A 20,207-nucleotide genomic window follows, 5' to 3' on the forward strand; every position below is an offset into this window, starting at 1 on the left:
GCAGGTTACGTCCAGGGGCGGCGGAGCCGCCCGGGATCACTCGGCGTACGAGTCGTAGATCTCCTTGCACTTCGGGCACACCGGCGAGCCCGGCTTGGCCGCCTTGGTGACCGGGAACGTCTCGCCGCAGAGCGCGACCACGTAGGTGCCCATGACGGCACTCTCGGCGATCTTCTCCTTGCGGACGTAGTGGAACATCTCCGGACCAGTGTCCGCGTCCTTCAGCTCGGGACGCTCGAGAATCTCTGTGCTCACGACTCCACCTCCGGCGTTCCAGTTTTCCAGGTCGGTCCGCCCCGGTCCACCTGGGCCCCGGCCGGAAGCGGGCCGTACGGTAGCCGACGTGACCAACTTTCACATCAGTCTCGGTAGTGAGGTGGCCGACGCCCTGCGGGACGGCCGCCCGGTCGTCGCGTTGGAGAGCACGATCGTCTCGCACGGGCTGCCCCGCCCGGACAACCTGCGGGTGGCGCGCGAGATCGAGCAGGCGGTACGGGACGCGGGGGCGGTGCCGGCCACCATCGGCATGGTCGCCGGCGAGCTGCGGGTCGGGCTGGACGACGCCCAGCTCACCCGGCTCGCCACCGTCGACGGCGTGAGCAAGCTCTCGGTCCGCGACCTGGCCCCGGCGGCGGCCACCGGAGCGGACGGCGCCACCACCGTGGCGGCCACGAGCGCGGTCGCGGCGGCGGCCGGGATCGGCGTGTTCGCCACCGGTGGGCTCGGCGGCGTGCACCGGGAGGCGGCGCAGACGTTCGACGAGTCGGCCGACCTGGTCACGCTGGCCCGGACGCCGATCGCCGTGGTCTGCGCCGGGGTGAAGTCGATCCTCGACGTGGGCGCCACGCTGGAGCGGCTGGAGACGCTCGGGGTGGGCGTGGTCGGCTACCGCACCCGCCGCTTCCCCGGCTTCTACCTCACCGACGCGGGCTTCGACCTCGACTGGTCGGTCGAGTCGCCGGAGCAGGTGGCGGACGTGCTGGCCGCCCGCGCGGCGCACGGCGTGCACCACGGCGGCCTGGTGGTGGCCAACCCGCTGCCCGCCGACGAGCAGCTCGACCCGGCGCTGCACGACCGCACACTCGCCGAAGGGCTGGCCGCGCTGGCCCGGGATGGGATCACCGGCAAGGCGGTCACCCCGTTCCTGCTGTCGCACTTCCACTCCGCCACCGAGGGCGCCAGCCTGGCGGTGAACGTCCGGATCATCCTGCGCAACGCCGACCTCGCGGCCCGGATCGCGGTCGCCGCAGCGACCCGCTCCACCGCCACCGCATGAGCGCCACGCCGCGGATAGTCGTCGTCGGCGACGTGATCACCGACGTGCTCGCGGTGCTGTCCGGGCCGCTCGCCACCGGCTCGGACACCGCGGCCGGGATCCGGTTCAGCGGCGGCGGGCAGGCGGCGAACACCGCGGCCTGGCTCGCCGGGCAGGGCGCCGCGGTGACGCTGGTCGCCGCCGTCGGCGACGACGAGACCGGCCGGGAGCGGGTGGCCGAGCTGACCCGGATCGGTGTGGACTGCGCGGTGGAGCGGCACGAGGGCTACCCGACCGGCACCGTGATCGTGCTCGTCCACGACGGGGAGCGCACGATGGTCAGCCAGCGGGGCGCGAACCTGCGGCTGACCGCCGGGCACGTGGAGGCGGCGCTGGCCGCCGCGCCCGACGCCGGGCATCTGCACCTGTCCGCGTACACCCTGTTGGACGTCGGGTCGCGCGGCGCCGGCCTGCGCGCGCTGGCCACGGCCCGCGAGCGCGGGCTGACCGTCAGCGTCGACGCGGCGTCCGCGGCGCCGCTGCGGCGCGTCGGCGGTGCGTTCCTGACCTGGGTACGCGACGTCGACCTGCTGCTGGTCAACACGGACGAGGCGACGGTGCTGGCCGGCGGGCTGGACCCGGCGGCGCAGGCGCGGGCGCTGACAGCGGTGGCGCACCGGGTGGTGGTCAAGCAGGGCGCCGCGGGCGCGGTCTGGGTGGAGCGCGGCGGCGTGGTGGAGTTCGCGCCCGCGCCCGGCGTGGACGTGGTGGACGTGACCGGGGCCGGGGACGCGTTCGCGGCCGGGCTGCTCACCGCGTGGCTGGACGGTGCCGACCCGCGGGCCGCGCTGGCCCGCGCCGGTGACCTGGGCGCGCTGGCCGTGACGACGGTGGGCGCCCGCCCGGCTCCCTGACGGCGGCGACCGGTCCGGGTGGTGCTCCGCCCGGGCCGGTCAGGGCTCGGCGTCGATGATCTTGTGGGGGTTCTCCTCGGCGGTGAGGGCGGTGGGCGCGGGCTCCTCGCGGCGCCGGTTCTGGAACCGGTTCGCCAGCCGGTGCTCCTCCTTGGGCGGCCGGTCGTTCGCCAGCAACACGGCGAGCCAGGGCACGAGCACCATGCCGAGCGCGCAGAGCGGCAGCCAGAGCCAGAGCAGCGGGGCCTTCGCGCCGACCAGGATCGCGCCGGCCACCAGACACGCGACCCGGATGGCCATCATCAGCACGTACCGCTTCTGCCGGCTGTTGAGCTGGTCGTCCTGGCTGCGCGGGGCGTCGGTGATCAGTATCGGCTGGTACGCCTGACGCTTCACCACGGACCTCCTACGAGGGGATAGGGCCATCCTGTCACTCCGGACGGATGATCGGCGAAAATCGTGACAGGCGGGTGCGTGTTACGCGCGTGGTACGCTTCGCCCGTGGCCAACCGGTTCAGCTTCACCGACGAGGCGCTGGCGAACCTGCGGGTCTACGACGTCACACCCGGGGAAGTCTGGGAGGCCCTGCACAGCAGGCACCGGGTCATCCGGCATCTCGGCGACGACGTGATGGTGGTCTACGCCACCGAGCACCGCGGCCGGCGACTCGCCGTGCTGCTGGCCGAGGCCGAGGGCACCGACAACGACTGGGACATCCTCTCCGCCCGCGAACTGAGCGACGTCGAGGCCAAGCGCTACGACGAGGCGGTGCGGACCTCACGCCGACGAGGAGGCGGTCACGATGCACCGTGACGAGGCGACCAAGCGGTTCCACGCCGGAGGCGACGCGTTCGCCGACCTGATCGACGACACGTCACCGGCGCAGCTGCCCACCCCCGACACCGACGTGCCGATGGTCAGCCGGTCGGTCCGGCTCCCGCTGGAGACGTACGAGCGGGTCCGCGCCGCCGCCGACGCGCGCGGCATCGGGGTGACCACGCTGATGCGGCAGTGGATCGAGGCCGGCCTGGCCGACCTGGACGACTCGGCCACCGTGTCGCTGGCCGACGTACGCCGCGCGCTGGCGTCACTGTCCCGCCCGACCGCCGCCTGACGGCTCACGCCTCGGGGCCGAACTCACCGGCCATCTCGCGGCCGATCGGCGAGGCGGAGGACTCCGGCGGCCGGTGCCAGGCGCGGCGGGCGTCGGCCAACGCGACGAGCGCCAGCACGACTGCGACCGCGCCGAGCACGAACATCGCCGGCACGGCCGCCAGCGCGGGCAGGAGCAGCACCAGCACCAGCAGCCCGGCCAGCCGGGGGCGGGACACCCGGCCGAAGATCTCGTACTCGAACCGGGACCGGGCAGCCAGGAACAGCGCCGGGCCGCCCACCACGAAGACCAGCCAGTTCGGCTGGGCCGTGTCGTACGGGTGGGTGATGACCAGTTCGTAGCCGACCGCGGCACTGAGCACGCCGAGCACCATGAACAGGTGGGTCTGCGCCGCCGACTCGGCCAGCCGCCCCGGCGTGCCGGCCATCCGCAGCGCCTCCGCCAGCAGGTGACCGGCTCGGTGGAAATAGATGCGCCAGAGCAACGCGGTGATCGCGAACGAGATCGCGAACGAGACGGCGGCCTCGCCGGAGAACCCCTTTCCGCTGTACGTCACGCCGATCACCAGGATCGACTCGCCGAGCGCGATGAGGAAGATCTGCTGGTAGCGCTCGGCGAGGTGTTCCCCGGTCACGCGCCACTGCCGGATGCGCGACGCCCCGATCCTCGGCAGCGGCCAGCCCAGGAGCGTGCCGAGGTGGTCCACCGCCAGCGCGACCACCCACAGCGCCAGGCGTGGACCGGGCATCAGCGCGCCGGCGATCCACAGCGGGGCGCTAGCCCCCGCCCAGGCGGCCAGCCGCAGCGGGACCAGGCGCCGGGGGTGCCGGCGCAGCGCCATCGCGATCAGCAGCGGCCGGCCGACCATCACCACCACGTACGCGAGCGCGAACGGCAGCGCCCGCTCCTCCAGCGCGCGGGGCAGCGTCACGCCCAGCACCAGGCTGCCGAACATGGTGCCGACCACCACGGCCTGGATGACGACGCGCTCCGGCTCGTACCGGCTGGTGACCCAGGTGGTGATCGTCCAGACCTGCCACAGCACCATGAACAGCAGCAGGGTCTTGCCCACGCCGGCGGCCACCGCGCCGGGCGAGCCGTCGATGCCGTTGATCAGGCGCTGCGAGACCCGGGTCAGCGCGAACACGAAGACCAGGTCGAAGAAGAGCTCCAGGAAGGTGGCCCGGCCGGGACTGGACGCGGTACGCAGCAGCGCCCCGCCCCGCTGCTCGGTCATCGCCAGTCCCCCGTCCCCGTCCTGGCAACAAACGACAGGGGCGGCGCGCCGGTTGCGGCGGCGCTCGGCGGATCAGCCCTTCGCGGCCTTCGCCTCCGCCTTCATCCGCTGCTTGAACTCGCGGACACGGCGCAGCGACTCCGGATCGGTCACGTCCGCCACCGACCGGTGGGCGTCCGCGTCGCCGTAGTCGCCCGCCGCCTCGCGCCAGCCGTCCGGGGTGATCCCGAACCGCTTGCCGAGCAGCGCGACGAAGATCTGCGCCTTCTGGCGGCCGAACCCGGGCAGCTCACCCACCCGGCGCAGCAGTTCCCGGCCGTCGGTCACGTCGGACCAGAGCCGGGCCGGGTCGCCGTCGTAGCGCTCGACGAGCGCCCGGCACACCTCCTGCACGCGGGCCGCCATCGCCTTGGGGAACCGGTGCAGCGCGGGCGGCCGTGCGAAAATCTCCACCAGCGCGTCCGGGTCGTACCCGGCCAGTTCCGCGGCGTCCGGCTCGTGGCCGAGGCGCTGCGCCAGCACGTACGGGGAGGAGAACGCCTTCTCCATCGGTACCTGCTGGTCCAGCACCATCCCGAGGAGCAGGGCCAGCGGGCTGCGCGCCAGCAGTTCGTTCGCCTGCGGGTCGATGGGCAGTGACAGCGTCATGGGGACCATAGTGCCGCCCCACCCGCCCGGTACGGGCGCCGACTCCCCGACGACGTGACGCGGCCCGGCGGACCCCTGGGAGGTCCACCGGGCCGCGGCCCACGGAGTGGTCAGGTCACCCGTGTCGTCAGTTGACGACGAAGAGCAGCCGGTTCGGCGAGCCCGAGCCCGGGCTGGTCACCTTGCCGGTGGTGGCGTTGCTGGTCAGGTAGCTGGCCACCTGGGCCGGGGTGTAGGAGGTGTTCGCGGACAGCACGAGCGCCGCCGCGCCGGCCACGTGCGGGGACGCCATCGACGTGCCGCTGATCGTGTTGGTCGAGGTGTCGCTGGTGCGCCACGCCGAGGTGATCGACGAGCCCGGAGCGAAGATGTCCACGCAGGAGCCGTAGTTGGAGTAGGAGGCACGGGCGTCGGTGCTGGTGGTGGCGCCCACCGTGATCGCCGCGCCGACCCGGGCCGGCGAGGAGTTGCACGCGTTGGCGCTGGAGTTGCCCGCCGCCAGCGCGTACGTGATGCCGGAGTTGATCGAGTTGGCCACCGCGTTGTCCAGCGTGCTGCTGGCGCCGCCGCCGAGACTCATGTTCGCCACGGCCGGCTTCACCGCGTTCGAGGTGACCCAGTTGACGCCGCTGATCACGCCGGCGGTGGTGCCGCTGCCGGAGCAGTTGAGCACCTTGACGGCCACCAGGCGCACGCCCTTGGCCACGCCGTACTTGGTGCCGCCGACGGTGCCGGCGACGTGCGTGCCGTGGCCGTTGCAGTCGGTGTTGTTGCTGTCGACCGTGTTGGTGCCCCAGGTGGCCCGGCCGCCGAAGTCGCTGTGCGTGGTGCGGATGCCCGTGTCGATGATGTAGGCGCGCACGTTGCTGGCGGTGTTCGGGTAGGTGAAGGTGCTGTTCAGCGGCAGGTTGCGCTGGTCGATCCGGTCCAGACCCCAGGTGGCGCCGGTCTGGGTGCCCTGGGTGGTCATGACGCGGTCCTGCTCGACGTACGCGACGGCCGGGTCCGCGGCGAGCCGGCGCGCCTGGGCGGGCGTCATCTTCGCGCTGTAGCCGGTGAGAGCGGCGCTCCACACCGTGCCGACGTTGCCGCCGTAGCGCTTGGCCAGGCCGGCGGCCCGGTCCGGCACGGCGGTACGGGCGGCGAGGGTGTTCGCGGTGCCGACCGCGTCGCCCTTGAGCACGACCACGTAGCTGCCGCTGACGGCGTCGGCGGCACCGGCGTACCGAATCTCCCCGGTGGGTGCGGCGAGAGCGGGCGTGGAGGCGGCGGCGGCGAAGGCCGCGGCGGCGGCCGTGACGGCGAGCGCACGCAGCGCGCGCCGCCGGGGAAGGGACACGTCGGGCATCGTCTGGCTCCCTACCGGGGCGGCCCGGTTTGTGTCCGGATCACCCCATCGACGGATGTTGGCAGGAATGCTAACCAGGGATCGACGTACATGAAAGAGATAGTTGCCGATAGATGCGGTCGACGTTATGGATCGGCGGGTGCGCGTCACCCCGGAGGGCGCCCGGGGCAGGATGGGCACGTGGACAGTCACGACATGCTGCTCTCCCCCGCCGGGGTCGACGCGCTGCGCACCGCGCTGACGCTCGCCCGCTTCACCGCCAACGGCATCGCCGAGCGCCTGGGCCCGCAGGCCACCGGCGCCGTGGCCCGCAACGACCACCGGGCCGCGCTGCGCGCCACCGAGGACCGGGACCGGCTGGCCACGCTGATCCGGGTGTTCATCTGCGACCAGACCGAGCCGGAGGCGGCGGTGGCCGCCGCGCTGGCCCCGCTCGCACTGGACGAGGCGCTGGCCGGGGGCATCGTGGAGCGGTACGGCGACGGCCTGCGCGCCGGGGTCGACCTGGAGCCGTACGGGGACGAGTGGTGGGTGCTCGCCGACGTGCCGGCCGCCGCGCGGCCCGGCCGCCCGCTGCACGCCGAGCACGTGCTCGGCATCGGCGGCGCCACCCAGACGCTGATCTCGGCCGCCGTGCGGCCGACCGTGGACACCGCGCTCGACCTGGGCACCGGCTCCGGCGTCCAGGCACTGCACCTGGGTACGCACGCCCGCCGGGTCACCGCCACTGACGTCTCCGAGCGGGCGCTGCGGTTCGCCGCCACCACCGCCGCGCTCAACGGGCAGGACTGGGAGCTGCTGCGCGGGGACATGGTCGCCCCGGTGGCCGGGCGCCGCTTCGACCTGGTGGTCAGCAACCCCCCGTTCGTGGTCGGCCCGGGCACCACCACGCACGTCTACCGGGACTCCGGGCGGGTCGGCGACGCGATCTGCGCGGAGCTGGCCGCCGCCGCGCCGGACCTGCTCACCGAGGGCGGCACCATGCAGTACCTGGCGAACTGGGTGCACGTCACCGGCGAGGACTGGGCCGAGCGGGTCACCGGCTGGTTCGCCGGCACCGGCCTGGACGCCTGGGTGATCCAGCGCGAGGTGGCCGACCCGATGGCGTACGTGAACCTCTGGCTCACCGACGTGGGCGAGAGCGCCGACCCGCAGCGGATGGCGGCCTGGCTGGACTGGTTCGACGCGCACAAGGTGGAGGCGATCGGCTTCGGCATCGTCTCGCTGCGCCGCTCCGGCCACGACCAGCCGGTCGTGCGGGTGGAGGACCTGCGCCAGCGGGTCGAGCCACCGCTGGGCGACCGGATCGGCGAGTGGTTCGCCCGGCAGGACTGGCTGCGCGCCCGGGACACCGAGGGCCTGCTGGCCGCCCGCTACCGCGCCGCCGACGGGCTCCAGCTGCGGCAGGAGGCCACCATGGGCGAGGACGGCTGGGCCGTCGACCGACAGGTCCTGGCCATGCCACGCGGGCTGCGCTGGTCCGAGGAGATCGACCCGCTGGTGCTCGCCCTGGTCGGCGGCGCCGACGGCCGGCTGCCGCTGCGCGACCAGCTCGCCCTGCTCGCCGCCGCGCACGACGTGGCGCCGGACGAGTTGGCCGAGGCGGCCGGGCCGATCGTGGCGCACCTGGTCGAGCGCGGCATCGTCGAGCCGGTGACCGACTGATGCGGGCGGTGGTGCAGACCGTCGGCCGGGCCCGTGTGACGGTCGACGACGAGGTGACCGGAGAGATCACCGACGGACTGCTGGTGCTGCTCGGCGTCACCCACACCGACACCCCGCAGGTGGCCGCCACGATGGCCCGCAAGCTGCACGAGCTGCGCATCCTCGACGACGAGCGCAGCGCCGCCGACGTCTGGGCGCCGCTGCTGGTGGTCAGCCAGTTCACGCTCTACGGCGACGCGCGCAAGGGCCGGCGGCCGAGCTGGACCGCCGCCGCGCCCGCCGAGGTGGCCGAACCCCTGGTGGACGCCGTGGTCGAGCAGTTGCGCGCCCGGGGCGCGAAGGTGGAGACCGGCCGGTTCCGCGCCCACATGCTCGTGGAGAGCGTCAACGTCGGTCCCCGTACCCTCGTGCTCGACCTCTGAGGAGGATCAGAAGAACAGCCCGCGGCGGGACAGCGACTGGCGCAGCCAGCCGTCGAGCTGGGCGGCCCAGTCGGTCTGCTCCGCCGTGGCGTGGTCCACCGTGAACCGGCCGAAGGCGTCCCGGCCCTCGGTGAACAGGCCACCTCGCTTGTCCAGCTCCAGCACCACGTGCACCTGGCGCGGATCGGTCACGAAGGTGACCTCCAGCTGGTTCATCGCGCCCGCGTACTGCGGCGCCGGGTAGAACTCGATCTCCTGGTAGAAGGGCAGCTGCTGGTGCAGGCCGTAGATGTGTCCACGCTCGACGTCGGCGCGGGCGAAGCGGAAGCCCAGCCGTAGCAGGGCCTCCAGCAGCCGCTCGTGGGCGGGCAGCGGGTGCACCGACACGGCGTCCATGTCGCCCTTGTCCACCGCCCGGGCCACCTCCAGCTCGGTACGCAGACCCATCGTCATGCCGTGCAGGTGCTGGCCGTACAGGTCGGTGAGCGGGGTCTCCCAGGGCACCTGGTAGCGGAACGGCACGTCGTGGCGCTGCCCCGGCTCCAGCCGGAACGGGCCGGTCATCTGGGCCCGGCCGAACTCCTGGTTGACGTCGTACTCGGTGTCGGAGCTCTCCACCTCGACCCGCGTGACCAGGCCGAGTGCGACGTAGCTCACGTCCACCGGGTGGTCGCCGCCGACCACCTGGATCCGGCCCTCCAGGACGCCGCCCGGGCGACAGTTCGGGTTGGCCAGCACCGTCTCCACCGACGGTCCGCCCACACCCATCGCCTGCATGAGCCGCTTGAAGACCACCACGTTCTCCGATCGTCAGTTTCGGGTCCGGCCCCGACGGCCGGTCGCTGGCACGGTAACCGCGCCGGGCAAGCGAAGGCCGGATTCCACACCGGATTCCTGTCGGTTCCCCGATCGCCTCACTCCCGTCTCACGCCCCGACCGCCAAGCTGTTTGTCATCGGCCAGCACCGCCTGGGCGGCACGGACCGGTAGGCACGTCGGACACGGGGAGAACAGAGATGACCCAGCAGATGATCGAGCACCAGGACATGGACGTCACCCTCACGGACCTCGACGCCACCGACGAGCGCGGCGTCTCCACCGACCTGGTCCGGGCGTACCTGAACGGCATCGGCCGCACCAAGCTGCTCACCGCGGCGCAGGAGGTCGAGCTGAGCAAGCGGATCGAGGCCGGCCTCTTCGCCGAGGAGAAGCTGGCCACCTGCACCCCCGTCTCCGCCGAGCTGCGCGCGGACCTGGCGCTGATCGCGGCCGAGGGCCGCGCCGCCAAGGACCACCTGCTGGAGGCCAACCTGCGGCTGGTGGTGAGCATCGCCAAGCGCTACACCGGTCGCGGCATGGCCTTCCTCGACCTCATCCAGGAAGGCAACCTCGGCCTCATCCGCGCCGTCGAGAAGTTCGACTACACCAAGGGCTACAAGTTCTCCACCTACGCCACCTGGTGGATCCGCCAGGCCATCACCCGCGCCATGGCCGACCAGGCCCGCACCATCCGCATCCCGGTGCACATGGTCGAGCAGGTGAACCGGATGGTGCGGGTACGCCGCGAGCTGTCGGTGTCGCTGGGCCGCGAACCCACCGTGAGCGAGGTGGCCAAGGCGCTGGAGATCCCCGAGTTCCAGGTGATCGAGCTGATCTCCTACGACCGGGAGCCGGTCAGCCTGGACCAGGCCGTCGGCGAGGACGGCGAGAGCGCGCTCGGCGACTTCGTCGCCGCCGTCGACCCGCGTACCGAGCCGGGCGACGCCGCCACCAACGGCGAGCTGCGCAACGAGGTCCGGATCGTGCTGGCCACGCTGTCCCAGCGGGAGCAGGCGGTGATCCGGCTGCGCTTCGGCCTGGACGACGGCCGGCAGCGCACGCTGGACGAGGTCGGCCGCGAGTTCGGACTGTCCCGGGAGCGGATCCGGCAGATCGAGAAGGTGACGCTGCTGAAGCTGCGCGACCCGGAGCGGGCGAACCGCCTGGAGGCGTACGCCTGCTGATCCACCCCTGCCCCGACAGGCCCCGGCGGTTCGCCGGGGCCTGTCGTGCTTGACCCGGGCGCTCGCACCGTATAGAACCGAATGGTTACACAACCAGGAGGTTATGAAAGTGCCCCCGGATCTGCTCGACGCCACCTTCGCCGCGCTCGCCGACCCCACCCGGCGGGCCATCCTCGCCCGGCTGGCCGCCGGGGAGGCGACTGTCACCGAGCTGGCCGAGCCGTTCGCGATGAGCCAGCCGGCCGTCTCCAAGCACCTCAAGGTGCTCGAACGCGCCGGCCTGGTCACCCGGGGCCGGGACGCCCAGCGCCGCCCCTGCCGGCTCGACGCGCGGCCGCTGCGGGAGGCCGTCGCGTGGCTGGCGGACTACCGGGACTACTGGGCCGAGAGCTACGCGCGGCTGGACGAGGTGCTCGCCGAGCTGACCGCCGAGGAGCAGCGGTGAACGGCCTGACCGTCAGCCTGCCCGGCGACCGGGAGATCCGGCTCAGCCGCGACTTCGCCGCTCCCCGCCACCTCGTGTTCGCCGCCTTCACCCGCCCCGAGCTGCTGGTCCGCTGGTGGGGCGCCCGGGGCTGGCACCTCGTCGAGTGCGAGGTGGACCTGCGGGTGGGCGGGCGCTGGCGGTTCGTCTCCCGAGGGCCGGACGGCGACCTGATGGGTCAGGGCGGCACGTACCGGGAGGTCGACCCGCCCTCGCGACTGGTCTGCACCGAACTCTTCGACGACCAGTCCTATCCGGGCGAGACGCTCGTCCGCCACGACTTCACCGGCCCGGCGGACCGGACGACAGTCGTCACCCACCTGCGGTACGCCACCGCGCAGGGCCGCGACACCGTCCTGCGCTATCCGATGACCCGCGGCCTGAGCGAGGCGTTCGACCGGCTCGCGGCAGTGCTGCACACCGATTCGACGACAGGAGCGACAACATGAACTGGACGCTGGAAGTGGTGGTCGTACCGGTCTCCGACGTGGACCGGGCCAAGGAGTTCTACACGCAGCGGCTCGGCTTCGTCCTCGACCACGACACCGATCTGGGTGGCGCGGGGCGGATCGTCCAACTCACACCCCCCGGCTCCGGCTGCTCGATCGTTCTCGGCCGGGGCGTCGTACCGGAGATGCCGCCGGGCTCGCTCAAGGGCGTGCAACTGGTCGTACCGGACCTGGAACGGGCGCACGCCGAACTGGTCGAGCGGGGCGTCGAGGTGAGCGAGATCCAGGTTCTGGGCCAGAACCCGCGTCCGGTGCCGCATCCGCTGGACAACGTCGGCTTCGTCTTCTTCCGCGACCCGGACGGCAACGAGTGGTCGGTGCAGCAGATCTCCGCTCGCGGTTGAGCGCTGCGGCGCGCGGCCGTCGCGCGGGCGGGCGGCCGTCGCGGGCGGGTGCTGTTAAGAAGGGGCCCTTTCTCTACCGCAGGCGTTAAGAAGGGGCCCTTCCTTACAACCGCCGGGGGCCGGTGTCGGGGCGGGCGGCCTCGGCGCCGGTGCGCACGGTGGCGTGCAGCACCGAGATGCCGTCCGGCCGGGCCAGCACCGGATTCAGCGTCAGCGACCGCACCCGGGGCTGCTCGTCGGCCAGGCGGCCGACCCGCACCAGCAGGTCGACCAGGGCCGCCCGGTCCACCGGCGCGGCGCCTCGGTGCCCGCGCAGCAGTGGCGCCGCCCGGGGCTCGTCGACCAGTTCGGCGGCGTCCCGGTCGGTCAGCGGGACCGCCCGCCAGGCCCGGTCGCCGAGCAGTTCGGTCGCCACGCCGCCCAGCCCGAACCCGACCACCGGCCCGAACGCCGGATCCTCCACCAGCTCCACCACGCACGCCACGCCGGGCGCGACCATCGGCTGCACCAGGACCTCCGCGCCGAACATCGGGGCCATCTCGGCGTACGCGCGGCGCAGCGCGGCGGCGTCGGCCAGGTCGAGGCGTACCGCGCCGAGGTCGAGGCGGTGCCGCAGCCCGGGGGCGGCGGCCTTGAGCGCCACCGGCCAGCCGAGGCGCTCCCCCACCGCCGCCGCTTCCTCGGCCGAGCGGGCCGGCACCGAGTCCACCACGTCGATCCCGTACGCGCGCAGCAACGCCGCCGCGTCGGCCCCGTCCGGGCGCAGCGCGGCGTGCCCGGCCGCCCGGTCCACGTCGGCCAGTTCCGGCAGCACACCGGCGGGCCGGCGCAGCCAGTCCGCGTACGCGGTGACCCGGCCCAGCGCGCGTACCGCCTCCTCCACACTCGGGTACGCCGGCACCCCGGCCGGCACCAGCCCGGCCAGGAACGTCGCGACCACCGGTTTGCCGGTGACCCGCGCGTCGGGCAGCGCCGCCGCGAAGTCGGCCACCGGGTCGGCGAGCTGGCCCGGCAGCGGCGGCGCGAACACCGCCACCACGGCGTCCACCCGCTCGTCGGCCACCGCCTCACCGAGCGCGGCGGCGTACGCGGCGGCCCCGGCGCTCGGCCCGACGTCGCGCGGGTAGCCGTCGGCGACGGCGAGTCCCTGGGCGGCGCAGGCGGTGGCGGCCAGCCCGGTCAGCGCCGAGGAGTTGCCCACCACCGCGACCCGCCGCCCGGCCGGCAGCGGCTGGTGGGCCAGCAGCACGCCCACGTCGAGCAGCTCGGAGACGGTGTCCACCCGGATCACCCCGGACTGGGCGAACAGCGCGCTCACCGCCGCCGCGTCCAGCGCGGGCGCCTCCCCCACGCCCGGCGGCCGGGCCAGCGAGGCGAGCGCCACCACCGGCTTGCTGCGGCCGATGCGCCGCGCGAGCCGGGCGAACTTGCGCGGGTTGCCGAACGTCTCCAGGTAGAGCGTGATGACGTCGGTGGCCGGGTCGTCCTGCCAGTACTGGAGCAGGTCGTTGCCGGACACGTCGGCCCGGTTGCCGGCCGAGACGAAGCTGGACAGGCCGAGCCCGCGCCGGGACGCCTCGGCCAGCAGCGCCACCCCGAACGCGCCGGACTGGCTGAACACGCCGACCCGGCCCGCCGCGGGCAGCACCGGGGCGAGCGTGGCGTTGAGACGTACCGCCGGGTCGGTGTTGGCGACGCCGAGGCAGTTCGGGCCGACCACGCGCATGCCGGCCAGGTGCGCGGCGCGGACCAGCGCGCGCTGCGCCGCCGCGCCGGCCGGGCCGGACTCGGCGAACCCGGCCGAGATCACCACCAGCCCGTGCGCGCCCGCGCGTGCCGCGTCGCGGACCACGTCGGTCACCGCGTCCGGCGGGACCGCCACCACGGCGAGGTCGATGTCCTGGCCCGCGTCGGCGGCCGACGGGTACGCGGGCAGCCCCGCCACCGTCGCCGCGCTCGGGTGCACCGGCACGATCGCCCCGGCGAAGCCGCCGTCGCGCAGGTGCCCGAGCAGCGCCGCGCCGACGCCCTGGCCGGTGGTGCTGGCGCCGTAGACGGCGATGCCGCGTGGCGCGAGCAGCCGGGCGATCGAGCGGGCCTCGGTGCGGTGCTCCCGGCCGCGCTGCACCTCGAGGGTCGCCTCGGTGGGCGCGATCGGGAAGCTCAGGTGCACCACGCCGTCGGCGTACTGGCGCTGGACCTGGTAGCCGAAGTCGGCGAAGACGCGCAGCATCGTCCCGTTGGCCGGGAGCACCTCGGCGACGAAGTGCACGATGCCGTGGCGCCCGGCCGCGTCGGCCAGATGTTCCAGCAGCACCGAGCCGATGCCCCGGCCCTGGTAGGCGTCCTCGACCACGAACGCCACCTCGGCCTCCGGCGAGGCGGGGCCGAGCCGCTCGTACCGGCCGACGGCGACGATCCGCTCGCCGGCGAGCACCACGAACGCCTCCCGGTCGCGGTGGTCGACGTTGACGAAACGCTTCAGGTCGCGTTCCGGGATACGCGGGTACGGCGAGAAGTAGCGCAGGTATCGGGTGCGCTCCGAGAAGCGGCCGTGCATGGCCACGATCTCGGGTGCGTCCTCCGGTCGGATCGGTCGCAGCTGGACGGTCGTGCCGTCGCTGAGCAGCACGTCCACCGGTTGTTCGACGGTGGTCACCGGTCGGTCCTCCCCCTGCCGCCGGCTCAGTCGCGCGGGTCGTGCGGGTCGAGCCCGAGCAGCGGGAAGACGGCCTTGCGGGTGGCCGCGACGGCCCGGTCCACCGCGTTCGGCTCGCCGCTGGGCTGCCACGGCAGGTACGACGGGTCCACGTCGTCGGTCATCCGCAACGGCACCTCGTGCCCGGGGCGCCGCCGCGCGGCCAGGTCCCGCCAGCCGGGCGGGGTCGGCGTGGCCGGGTCGACCGGCTCGCCGGTGGCCACCGCGAGCAGGTGCGTCCAGGCCCGGGGCACCACCTCGACCAGCGCGTACCCGCCGCCGCCGGTGGCGACCCAGCGGCCGTCGCACAGCTCGTCGGCGAGCGCCCGCAGCGTGCGGTACGTGGCCGCCTGCCCGTCCACGGAGAGGTGCAGGTCCGCGAGGGGGTCCTTGCGGTGCCCGTCGGCGCCGCACTGGGTGACGAGCACCTGCGGCCGGTACGCGCGCAGCACCGACGGCACGACCGCGTGGAACGCCCGCTGCCAGCCGGCGTCGCCGACCCCGGGCGGCAGCGGCACGTTGACGGCGGTGCCCTCCGCGCCCGGTCCGCCGGTCTCGTCCGGGAACCCGGTGCCGGGGAACAACGCGAGCGGCGTCTCGTGCAGGCTGATCGTGAGCACCCGCGGATCGCGGTAGAAGATCTCCTGCACGCCGTCGCCGTGGTGCACGTCGACGTCCACGTACGCGATTCGCTGCGCGCCGAGGTCGAGCAGCCGGGCGATGGCCACCGCCGGGTCGTTGTAGACGCAGAACCCGGCGGCCCGGGCGGGCATCGCGTGGTGCAGGCCGCCTGCGACGCTCACCGCGCGCCGGGCCTCGCCGCGCCACACCGCCTCGGCCGCGGCAGTGGTGGCGCCGGCGATCAGCGCGCTCGCCTCGTGCATCCCGTCGAAGACCGGATTGTCCGAAGTGCCGAGACCGAAGCCGGCGAACAGCGGGTCACGCGGAGCGGACCGGACCGCGTCCAGGTAGGCCGGATCGTGGACGCGGGTGAGCAGCGCGTCGTCGGCCGGCTCGGGCTTGACCAGCCGCACGCCGGGCCGGTCCAGCACACCCAGCTCGCGGGCGAGCGCCATGGTCAACTCGACCCGGACCGGGTCGAGGGGATGGTCGCCCATGTCGTAGGCGAGGAGCGCCTCGTCCCACACCACAACCGTGTCGTCGGCCATGCGGCCATGGTCGCACGTGGGCCCGGGTGCGCCCACCTGACGTGCGCTCACCGGCCGGACGTGCCACCGGTCGCGACCGGACGGTCCGGGTCGGCCACCCACTCGCTCCACGAGCCGACGTACAACGCGGCGTCCGGGCGACCGGCCAGGTGCAACGCGAGCACCGCCTGCGCGGCGGTCACCCCGGAGCCGCAGTACGCGCCGACCGGCGTGTCCGCGTCCACCCCGGCGGCGGCGAACCGTTCCCGCAGTTCCCCGGCGCCGGGGAAGCGGCCCTGCGTGACGTACTCCGGGGCGGGCACGTTGACGGCGCCCGGCACGTGCCCGGCGACCGGGTCGACCGGCTCGTGCTCGCCCCGGTAGCGCGGCGCGGCCCGTACGTCCAGCAGCACGCCGGGCTCGGCGGCGGCGAGCCGGGCGGCCTGCGCGGCGTCGAGCACCGGCAACGCGCCGGGTGCCACAGTCACGTCGCCGGGCGCCGGAGCGGGCACGCTCGTGTCGACCGGCAGCCCGGCGGCCGTCCAGGCGGGGAAGCCGCCGTGCAGCACCCGCACCTGCCGGTGCCCGGCCCAGCGCAGCGTCCACCAGGCGCGGGCGGCGGACATGCCGTCGCCGCCGTCGTACACCACCACCGGATGACCCGCGCGGACGCCCGCGGCCCGCAGCGCGGCCTGCAACGCCGCCGGGTCCGGAAGCGGGTGCCGCCCGGCGGCGCCGGGCGGCCCGCACAGCTCGGTGTCCAGGTCGACGAAGACGGCGCCGGGCAGGTGGGCGGCGGTGTAGTCGTCGCGCCCGGGCGGGCCGGCCAGCCGCCAGCGGACGTCGAGCAGGGTCGGCGGGTCGGCGTGATCGAGTTCGGCGACGAGCCGGTCGGGCTCGACCAGCAGGTCTGCGGTGGCGGACATACGGTCCAGTCAACACCATCCGGCGCATCACCTCCGGCTTCGCCTGCGTCGATGGTCGGTGGTAACGGGTACCATCGGAGCCCAGGAGGCCGCAGACGTGAAGCACGACCTTGTTGACACCACCGAGATGTACCTGCGCACCATCCTCGAACTCGAGGAGGAGGGGGTGCCGCCGCTTCGTGCCCGCATCGCCGAGCGGCTGAAGCAGAGTGGCCCGACCGTCAGCCAGACCGTCGCCCGCATGGAGCGCGACGGCCTGCTCACCGTCGAGGGCGACCGGCACCTGACCCTCACGCCGCAGGGCCGCAACACCGCCGTGTCCGTGATGCGCAAGCACCGGCTGGCCGAGCTGCTGCTGGTCAACGTGATCGGGATGCCCTACGAGGAGGCCCACGAGGAGGCCTGCCGGTGGGAGCACGTGATGAGCGACGCGGTAGAGAAGCGGGTCTTCGACCTGCTCAACCGCCCGACCCGCTCGCCGTACGGCAACCCGATCCCGGGCCTGGAGGAGCTGGGTGACCCGGGCCTGGTGCCTGCCGACGCCGTCGAGGGTGAGCGCAACCTGGCCTTCCCCGGCCTGTCCGGCACCGTCGTGGTGCGGCGGATCTGCGAGAGCGTGCAGACCGACTCGGACGTGCTCCGGCAGTTGCACGCCGCCGGCGTCGACCCGGGTGCGACGGTGACTGTGGCGCAGGAACGCGACGCCGTCTCGATCGACCGCTCCGGTGACCGGGTCCGGCTGCCTCGCGAGGTGGCGTCCCGGGTGTTCGTCGCGGCCCGCTGACTCTCCGGCGGCCCTGACGTCCCGTCAGAGCTGCTATGGCGACCTCCGGTCAGAGCTGCCTGGTGTCGATCACCTTGGCCAGCGTGACCAGCTTGCCGGCCGTCTTGTCCGCCTCCGCCTTCGCGGTGCCGGTCGGGGCGGTCCAGCGCAGCGTGGCGAGCCGCCCCTCGGTGGCCAGCCAGCCGACCTCGGCGGCCGGCCCGGACTTCGCGGTCTTGGGCAGCGTGCGCCGGTAGGCGGCCTTGCCCAGCTTGCTGATCTTCGCCGCGCCGCTGGGCTGCACGTCCAGGGCGAACGTGGCAGCGTCGATCGACGTCTCCGTCACCGACAGCGTCAGCTCCGGGAGCACCGCACCCGCCGCGCGGACCACACAGGTGTGGGTGTCGCCCCGCTCGGTGGCCGCCGCCACGTCGAACGTGCCGCCGGTGTGCTCGGCGATCACCGCGAAGTCGAGCAGCCGGCACGCCCCACCCGAGGACGCCGCCGCCACCGGGACCGGCGGGGGCGGAGCGGGCGGTCCGGCGTCGGTCGGCGCCTCCTCGGCGCAGCCGGCGGCGAGCAGGACGGCCGGAACGGCCAGCCAGATTCGGGCGCGCACGGGAGACCTCCGCGGTCGGCGGCGGGTCCGACCCGCCGGAGTTCCGTCGGACACCGTACGGGGTGCCCCAGCGGGGACGGAAGCCCCTAATCGGCCACGTACGGACAGTGCCGGCAGCCTCGCCCGCAGCACGTGCCACGCCGGGCCAGGAACCCCGCGCTGAGCACGAACAGCCCGGTCTCCGGGTCCAGGTAGCCGGCCTCCCCTGCGGCCAGGGCGGCGGCGTGCGCGGCGAGGATGCGTTCCCGCCCGGGGTGATCCGGCGACAGCCGCGACGGGTGCGGTTCGGTAAGCGCCCGGTCCGCCAGTTCCTCACTCACCGCTGGAGTCTACGGAGGGCACCGCACCGGACGCCGTGCCCGCCCCGGTCACGCGATCAGGTCGCCGGGCGAGCAGGAACGCCTGGGGCTGCCGCTCGCCGTCGGCCGGCGCGCGGACCGTCGTCGCCGTCACGGCGAACCCGGCCGCCGCGAGTTGCGCGGCCAGCCGCTGCGGCGACAGCCAGTAGACGTCGAAGGCGACGGAGTGGCCGTATGCCTGCTCCCGCCGGTCGAGCCGGTCGCCGACCTTCACCGCGAGCAGCAGGTGACCACCGGGGGCGAGCACCCGGTGGAAGCCGGCGAACACCTCCGGCAGCAGTTCCGGCGGCAGGTGGATGACCGAGTACCAGGAGACCAGCCCGGCCAGCGACCCGTCCGGCACGGTCAGCTCGGTCAGCGAGCCGACCTCGAAGCGCAGGTCCGGGTACGTGCGCCGGGCCACCGCCACCATGCCGGGCGAGAGGTCGACCCCGCTGATGTCGAGGCCGAGCCGGTGCAGGTGGTCGGTGACACGGCCGGTGCCGCACCCCACCTCCAGCACGGGCCGGCCCGGCCCGACCGTCTCGGCGAACGCGGCCAGCAGGGCCCGGTCCAGCGGTGGTTCCACCACGTCGGGCAGCAGCCGCGCGTAGTCCTCGGCGACGGTGTCGTAGGCGGCGCGCGTCTCGACCAGCCAGGCAGGTTCGGTCACGCCCGCCGACCCTAGTCGCCGCCGGCCTGGCTCGCCCGACCTGGTTGATCATGAAGTTGACGGCCGTCGCGCCCGGCGTGTCGCGCCGTCAACTTCATGATCGACGAGGACAGAACGGGTGGGTCAGCGGAACCAGGTCAGGGACTGGCCGTGGCCTGTCGTCCAGGCCACGGGGTGGCCGTCGAGGGCCAGGACGTTGTGGAAGCCGTCGGTGGGCGGCTCGGGCAATGCCGCGTGGGGCAGCACCGACGGGTCCTCGTTGGCGATCCAGTGGCCGGGGAGCGTCCGTACCAGCGCGGTGAACGCGTCCCGCCGTGGTGGCGGCACCTGGTAGAGCACCGAACTGTGGAACACCACGAGCGTCGCCCCAGCCGGGGCCTGCGCCGCCAGCGCCGGCAGGTCGTCGACCAGGTCACCGCGTACCAGCAGGGGCGGGTCGGCCGCCGCGATCGCCGCCGCGGCGCGCAGCCGCTCCCGGCGGTGCCGGTGTTCCGGCCAGATCAGCGCGTCCAGCCAGGCCACGTCGGCCGGGGCGGTGACGTCGAGCGGGTTCACGTCCAGCCCGGCCCGCCACACCACCTCCGGGCGCCGCCGCGGCGGCTCGGCGCCGGTCAGGTCGCAGTCGAGCACCGGCTCACCCCCGCCGAGATGCCGGTCGCCGTAGCGGTAGGCGTACCGGTCCGGGTAGAGGCACAGCCCCGCGGACGCGCCGACCTCCAGCAACGCCAGCGGCTGCGGCAACGCGGCGAGCACCGGCAGCAGCACCGCGCAGCGCCCGGCCTCGTTCGTCTGCGTCGCCCGCACCCGCATCTGCACCGCGACATCCGGCCAGTGCGCGATCACGTACGCGCGGAACGCCGCCGGGTCGTCCACCGGCCCGCCGCGCAGCCGCACCACCCCGAACAGCAGGTTCGGCTGACGCTTAGCCGGCGGCAGCGTGTCGAGCAGGGCGAGCAGCTCCGGGTCACCGGCCACCGCCCGCGACAACCGCTCGTACGCCGGGGACACGCCGCGCGTCTCCCGCTCGGCGAAGACCCGATAGATGTCGGTCGTGCTCATCCCCCGAGCATTCCAGCTCGCGTACACGATGGGGTGTGACA

At 74.1% G+C, this 20,207-nt stretch carries 24 protein-coding genes; 11 read left to right on the forward strand and 13 right to left on the reverse strand.

Annotated elements, in window-relative coordinates; genetic code table 11:
- Positions 1-36 precede the first annotated feature (36 nt).
- The gene (locus tag O7604_RS01615; protein WP_018786007.1) at positions 37-255 is read right to left on the reverse strand and encodes a DUF3039 domain-containing protein; all 219 of its coding nucleotides are present in this window, start codon (positions 253-255) and stop codon (positions 37-39) included.
- Positions 256-343: 88 nt separating this feature from the next.
- Here O7604_RS01615 and O7604_RS01620 point away from each other — a divergent pair, with 88 nt between their 5' ends.
- Together O7604_RS01620 and O7604_RS01625 are read left to right on the forward strand one after the other, a co-directional pair.
- Positions 344-1,276 (forward strand): pseudouridine-5'-phosphate glycosidase, encoded by a 933-nt coding sequence (locus O7604_RS01620; protein WP_281578660.1) that lies wholly within the window; start codon positions 344-346, stop codon positions 1,274-1,276.
- Positions 1,273-2,169: a sugar kinase gene (locus tag O7604_RS01625; protein ID WP_269701220.1), complete on the forward strand. Its 897-nt coding sequence runs from the start codon at positions 1,273-1,275 to the stop codon at positions 2,167-2,169. Before O7604_RS01620 ends, O7604_RS01625 begins: the two co-directional genes overlap by 4 nt.
- A gap of 39 nt (positions 2,170-2,208) precedes the next feature.
- On the opposite strand, the gene O7604_RS01630 is transcribed toward O7604_RS01625, so the two are convergent.
- The gene (locus tag O7604_RS01630) at positions 2,209-2,565 is read right to left on the reverse strand and encodes a DUF3099 domain-containing protein (protein WP_013284780.1); all 357 of its coding nucleotides are present in this window, start codon (positions 2,563-2,565) and stop codon (positions 2,209-2,211) included.
- A 105-nt stretch (positions 2,566-2,670) separates the two neighbouring features.
- On the opposite strand from O7604_RS01630, the gene O7604_RS01635 reads away from it, so the two are divergent.
- On the forward strand, positions 2,671-2,982 hold the full coding sequence (locus tag O7604_RS01635) for a hypothetical protein (RefSeq protein WP_269701221.1): 312 nt from the start codon (positions 2,671-2,673) through the stop codon (positions 2,980-2,982).
- Positions 2,972-3,283 (forward strand): hypothetical protein, encoded by a 312-nt coding sequence (locus tag O7604_RS01640; RefSeq protein WP_013284778.1) that lies wholly within the window; start codon positions 2,972-2,974, stop codon positions 3,281-3,283. Before O7604_RS01635 ends, O7604_RS01640 begins: the two co-directional genes overlap by 11 nt.
- A 4-nt stretch (positions 3,284-3,287) precedes the next feature.
- On the opposite strand, the gene O7604_RS01645 is transcribed toward O7604_RS01640, so the two are convergent.
- The 3 genes from O7604_RS01645 to O7604_RS01655 all read right to left on the reverse strand — a co-directional run bounded on the left by O7604_RS01645 (position 3,288) and on the right by O7604_RS01655 (position 6,516).
- Positions 3,288-4,520, reverse strand: coding sequence for a low temperature requirement protein A (locus O7604_RS01645; RefSeq protein WP_281578661.1), 1,233 nt, complete (start codon positions 4,518-4,520; stop codon positions 3,288-3,290).
- A gap of 72 nt (positions 4,521-4,592) precedes the next feature.
- Positions 4,593-5,177 (reverse strand): HhH-GPD-type base excision DNA repair protein, encoded by a 585-nt coding sequence (locus O7604_RS01650; protein WP_013284776.1) that lies wholly within the window; start codon positions 5,175-5,177, stop codon positions 4,593-4,595.
- Between the two features lie 118 nt (positions 5,178-5,295).
- Entirely contained in the window at positions 5,296-6,516 is a 1,221-nt protein-coding gene (locus tag O7604_RS01655; protein WP_281578662.1) for a S8 family peptidase, read from the reverse strand.
- A 180-nt stretch (positions 6,517-6,696) separates the two neighbouring features.
- Here O7604_RS01655 and O7604_RS01660 point away from each other — a divergent pair, with 180 nt between their 5' ends.
- Positions 6,697-8,181, forward strand: coding sequence for a methyltransferase (locus O7604_RS01660; protein ID WP_281578663.1), 1,485 nt, complete (start codon positions 6,697-6,699; stop codon positions 8,179-8,181).
- Positions 8,181-8,603, forward strand: a complete 423-nt coding sequence (dtd, locus tag O7604_RS01665; protein WP_281578664.1) for a D-aminoacyl-tRNA deacylase — start codon at positions 8,181-8,183, stop codon at positions 8,601-8,603. The genes O7604_RS01660 and dtd overlap by 1 nt, the downstream gene beginning before the upstream one ends.
- Before the next feature lie 6 nt (positions 8,604-8,609).
- Here dtd and O7604_RS01670 read toward each other — a convergent pair whose 3' ends face one another.
- Positions 8,610-9,398 carry a sporulation protein gene (locus O7604_RS01670; protein WP_281580024.1) on the reverse strand — a complete coding sequence of 263 codons (789 nt, stop codon included), beginning with the start codon at positions 9,396-9,398 and terminating at the stop codon, positions 8,610-8,612.
- A 220-nt stretch (positions 9,399-9,618) separates the two neighbouring features.
- Here O7604_RS01670 and sigB point away from each other — a divergent pair, with 220 nt between their 5' ends.
- From sigB to O7604_RS01690, 4 genes are all read left to right on the forward strand, one after another.
- Complete coding sequence (sigB, locus tag O7604_RS01675) at positions 9,619-10,605, forward strand: RNA polymerase sigma factor SigB (protein WP_184683375.1); 987 nt, start codon at positions 9,619-9,621, stop codon at positions 10,603-10,605.
- Positions 10,606-10,708: 103 nt separating this feature from the next.
- Positions 10,709-11,050 carry a metalloregulator ArsR/SmtB family transcription factor gene (locus tag O7604_RS01680; RefSeq protein ID WP_269701225.1) on the forward strand — a complete coding sequence of 114 codons (342 nt, stop codon included), beginning with the start codon at positions 10,709-10,711 and terminating at the stop codon, positions 11,048-11,050.
- Entirely contained in the window at positions 11,047-11,538 is a 492-nt protein-coding gene (locus O7604_RS01685; RefSeq protein WP_281578665.1) for an SRPBCC family protein, read from the forward strand. Before O7604_RS01680 ends, O7604_RS01685 begins: the two co-directional genes overlap by 4 nt.
- Entirely contained in the window at positions 11,535-11,942 is a 408-nt protein-coding gene (locus tag O7604_RS01690; RefSeq protein WP_281578666.1) for a VOC family protein, read from the forward strand. Before O7604_RS01685 ends, O7604_RS01690 begins: the two co-directional genes overlap by 4 nt.
- 103 nt (positions 11,943-12,045) lie before the next feature.
- Here O7604_RS01690 and O7604_RS01695 read toward each other — a convergent pair whose 3' ends face one another.
- The 3 genes from O7604_RS01695 to O7604_RS01705 are packed head-to-tail and all read right to left on the reverse strand — an operon-like array spanning position 12,046 to position 16,714.
- Positions 12,046-14,601, reverse strand: coding sequence for a bifunctional GNAT family N-acetyltransferase/acetate--CoA ligase family protein (locus O7604_RS01695; protein WP_269701229.1), 2,556 nt, complete (start codon positions 14,599-14,601; stop codon positions 12,046-12,048).
- 26 nt (positions 14,602-14,627) lie between these two features.
- A complete protein-coding gene (locus O7604_RS01700) occupies positions 14,628-15,809 on the reverse strand; it encodes an acetoin utilization protein AcuC (RefSeq protein ID WP_281578667.1) in 1,182 nt (393 codons plus the stop codon).
- 47 nt (positions 15,810-15,856) lie between these two features.
- Complete coding sequence (locus O7604_RS01705) at positions 15,857-16,714, reverse strand: sulfurtransferase (RefSeq protein ID WP_281578668.1); 858 nt, start codon at positions 16,712-16,714, stop codon at positions 15,857-15,859.
- A 97-nt stretch (positions 16,715-16,811) separates the two neighbouring features.
- On the opposite strand from O7604_RS01705, the gene O7604_RS01710 reads away from it, so the two are divergent.
- Positions 16,812-17,498 carry a metal-dependent transcriptional regulator gene (locus O7604_RS01710; RefSeq protein WP_269701234.1) on the forward strand — a complete coding sequence of 229 codons (687 nt, stop codon included), beginning with the start codon at positions 16,812-16,814 and terminating at the stop codon, positions 17,496-17,498.
- 49 nt (positions 17,499-17,547) lie between these two features.
- On the opposite strand, the gene O7604_RS01715 is transcribed toward O7604_RS01710, so the two are convergent.
- The 4 genes from O7604_RS01715 to O7604_RS01730 form a co-directional block, all read right to left on the reverse strand.
- Positions 17,548-18,096: a hypothetical protein gene (locus O7604_RS01715; protein WP_281578669.1), complete on the reverse strand. Its 549-nt coding sequence runs from the start codon at positions 18,094-18,096 to the stop codon at positions 17,548-17,550.
- Positions 18,097-18,182: 86 nt separating this feature from the next.
- Positions 18,183-18,416 (reverse strand): DUF5522 domain-containing protein, encoded by a 234-nt coding sequence (locus tag O7604_RS01720; protein ID WP_281578670.1) that lies wholly within the window; start codon positions 18,414-18,416, stop codon positions 18,183-18,185.
- On the reverse strand, positions 18,409-19,107 hold the full coding sequence (locus tag O7604_RS01725) for a class I SAM-dependent methyltransferase (protein WP_281578671.1): 699 nt from the start codon (positions 19,105-19,107) through the stop codon (positions 18,409-18,411). Before O7604_RS01725 ends, O7604_RS01720 begins: the two co-directional genes overlap by 8 nt.
- Before the next feature lie 123 nt (positions 19,108-19,230).
- The gene (locus O7604_RS01730) at positions 19,231-20,166 is read right to left on the reverse strand and encodes a DUF2332 domain-containing protein (protein WP_281578672.1); all 936 of its coding nucleotides are present in this window, start codon (positions 20,164-20,166) and stop codon (positions 19,231-19,233) included.
- Positions 20,167-20,207: the final 41 nt, after the last annotated feature.

The organism is Micromonospora sp. WMMA1947, assembly GCF_027497355.1.
Lineage (GTDB): Bacteria > Actinomycetota > Actinomycetes > Mycobacteriales > Micromonosporaceae > Micromonospora.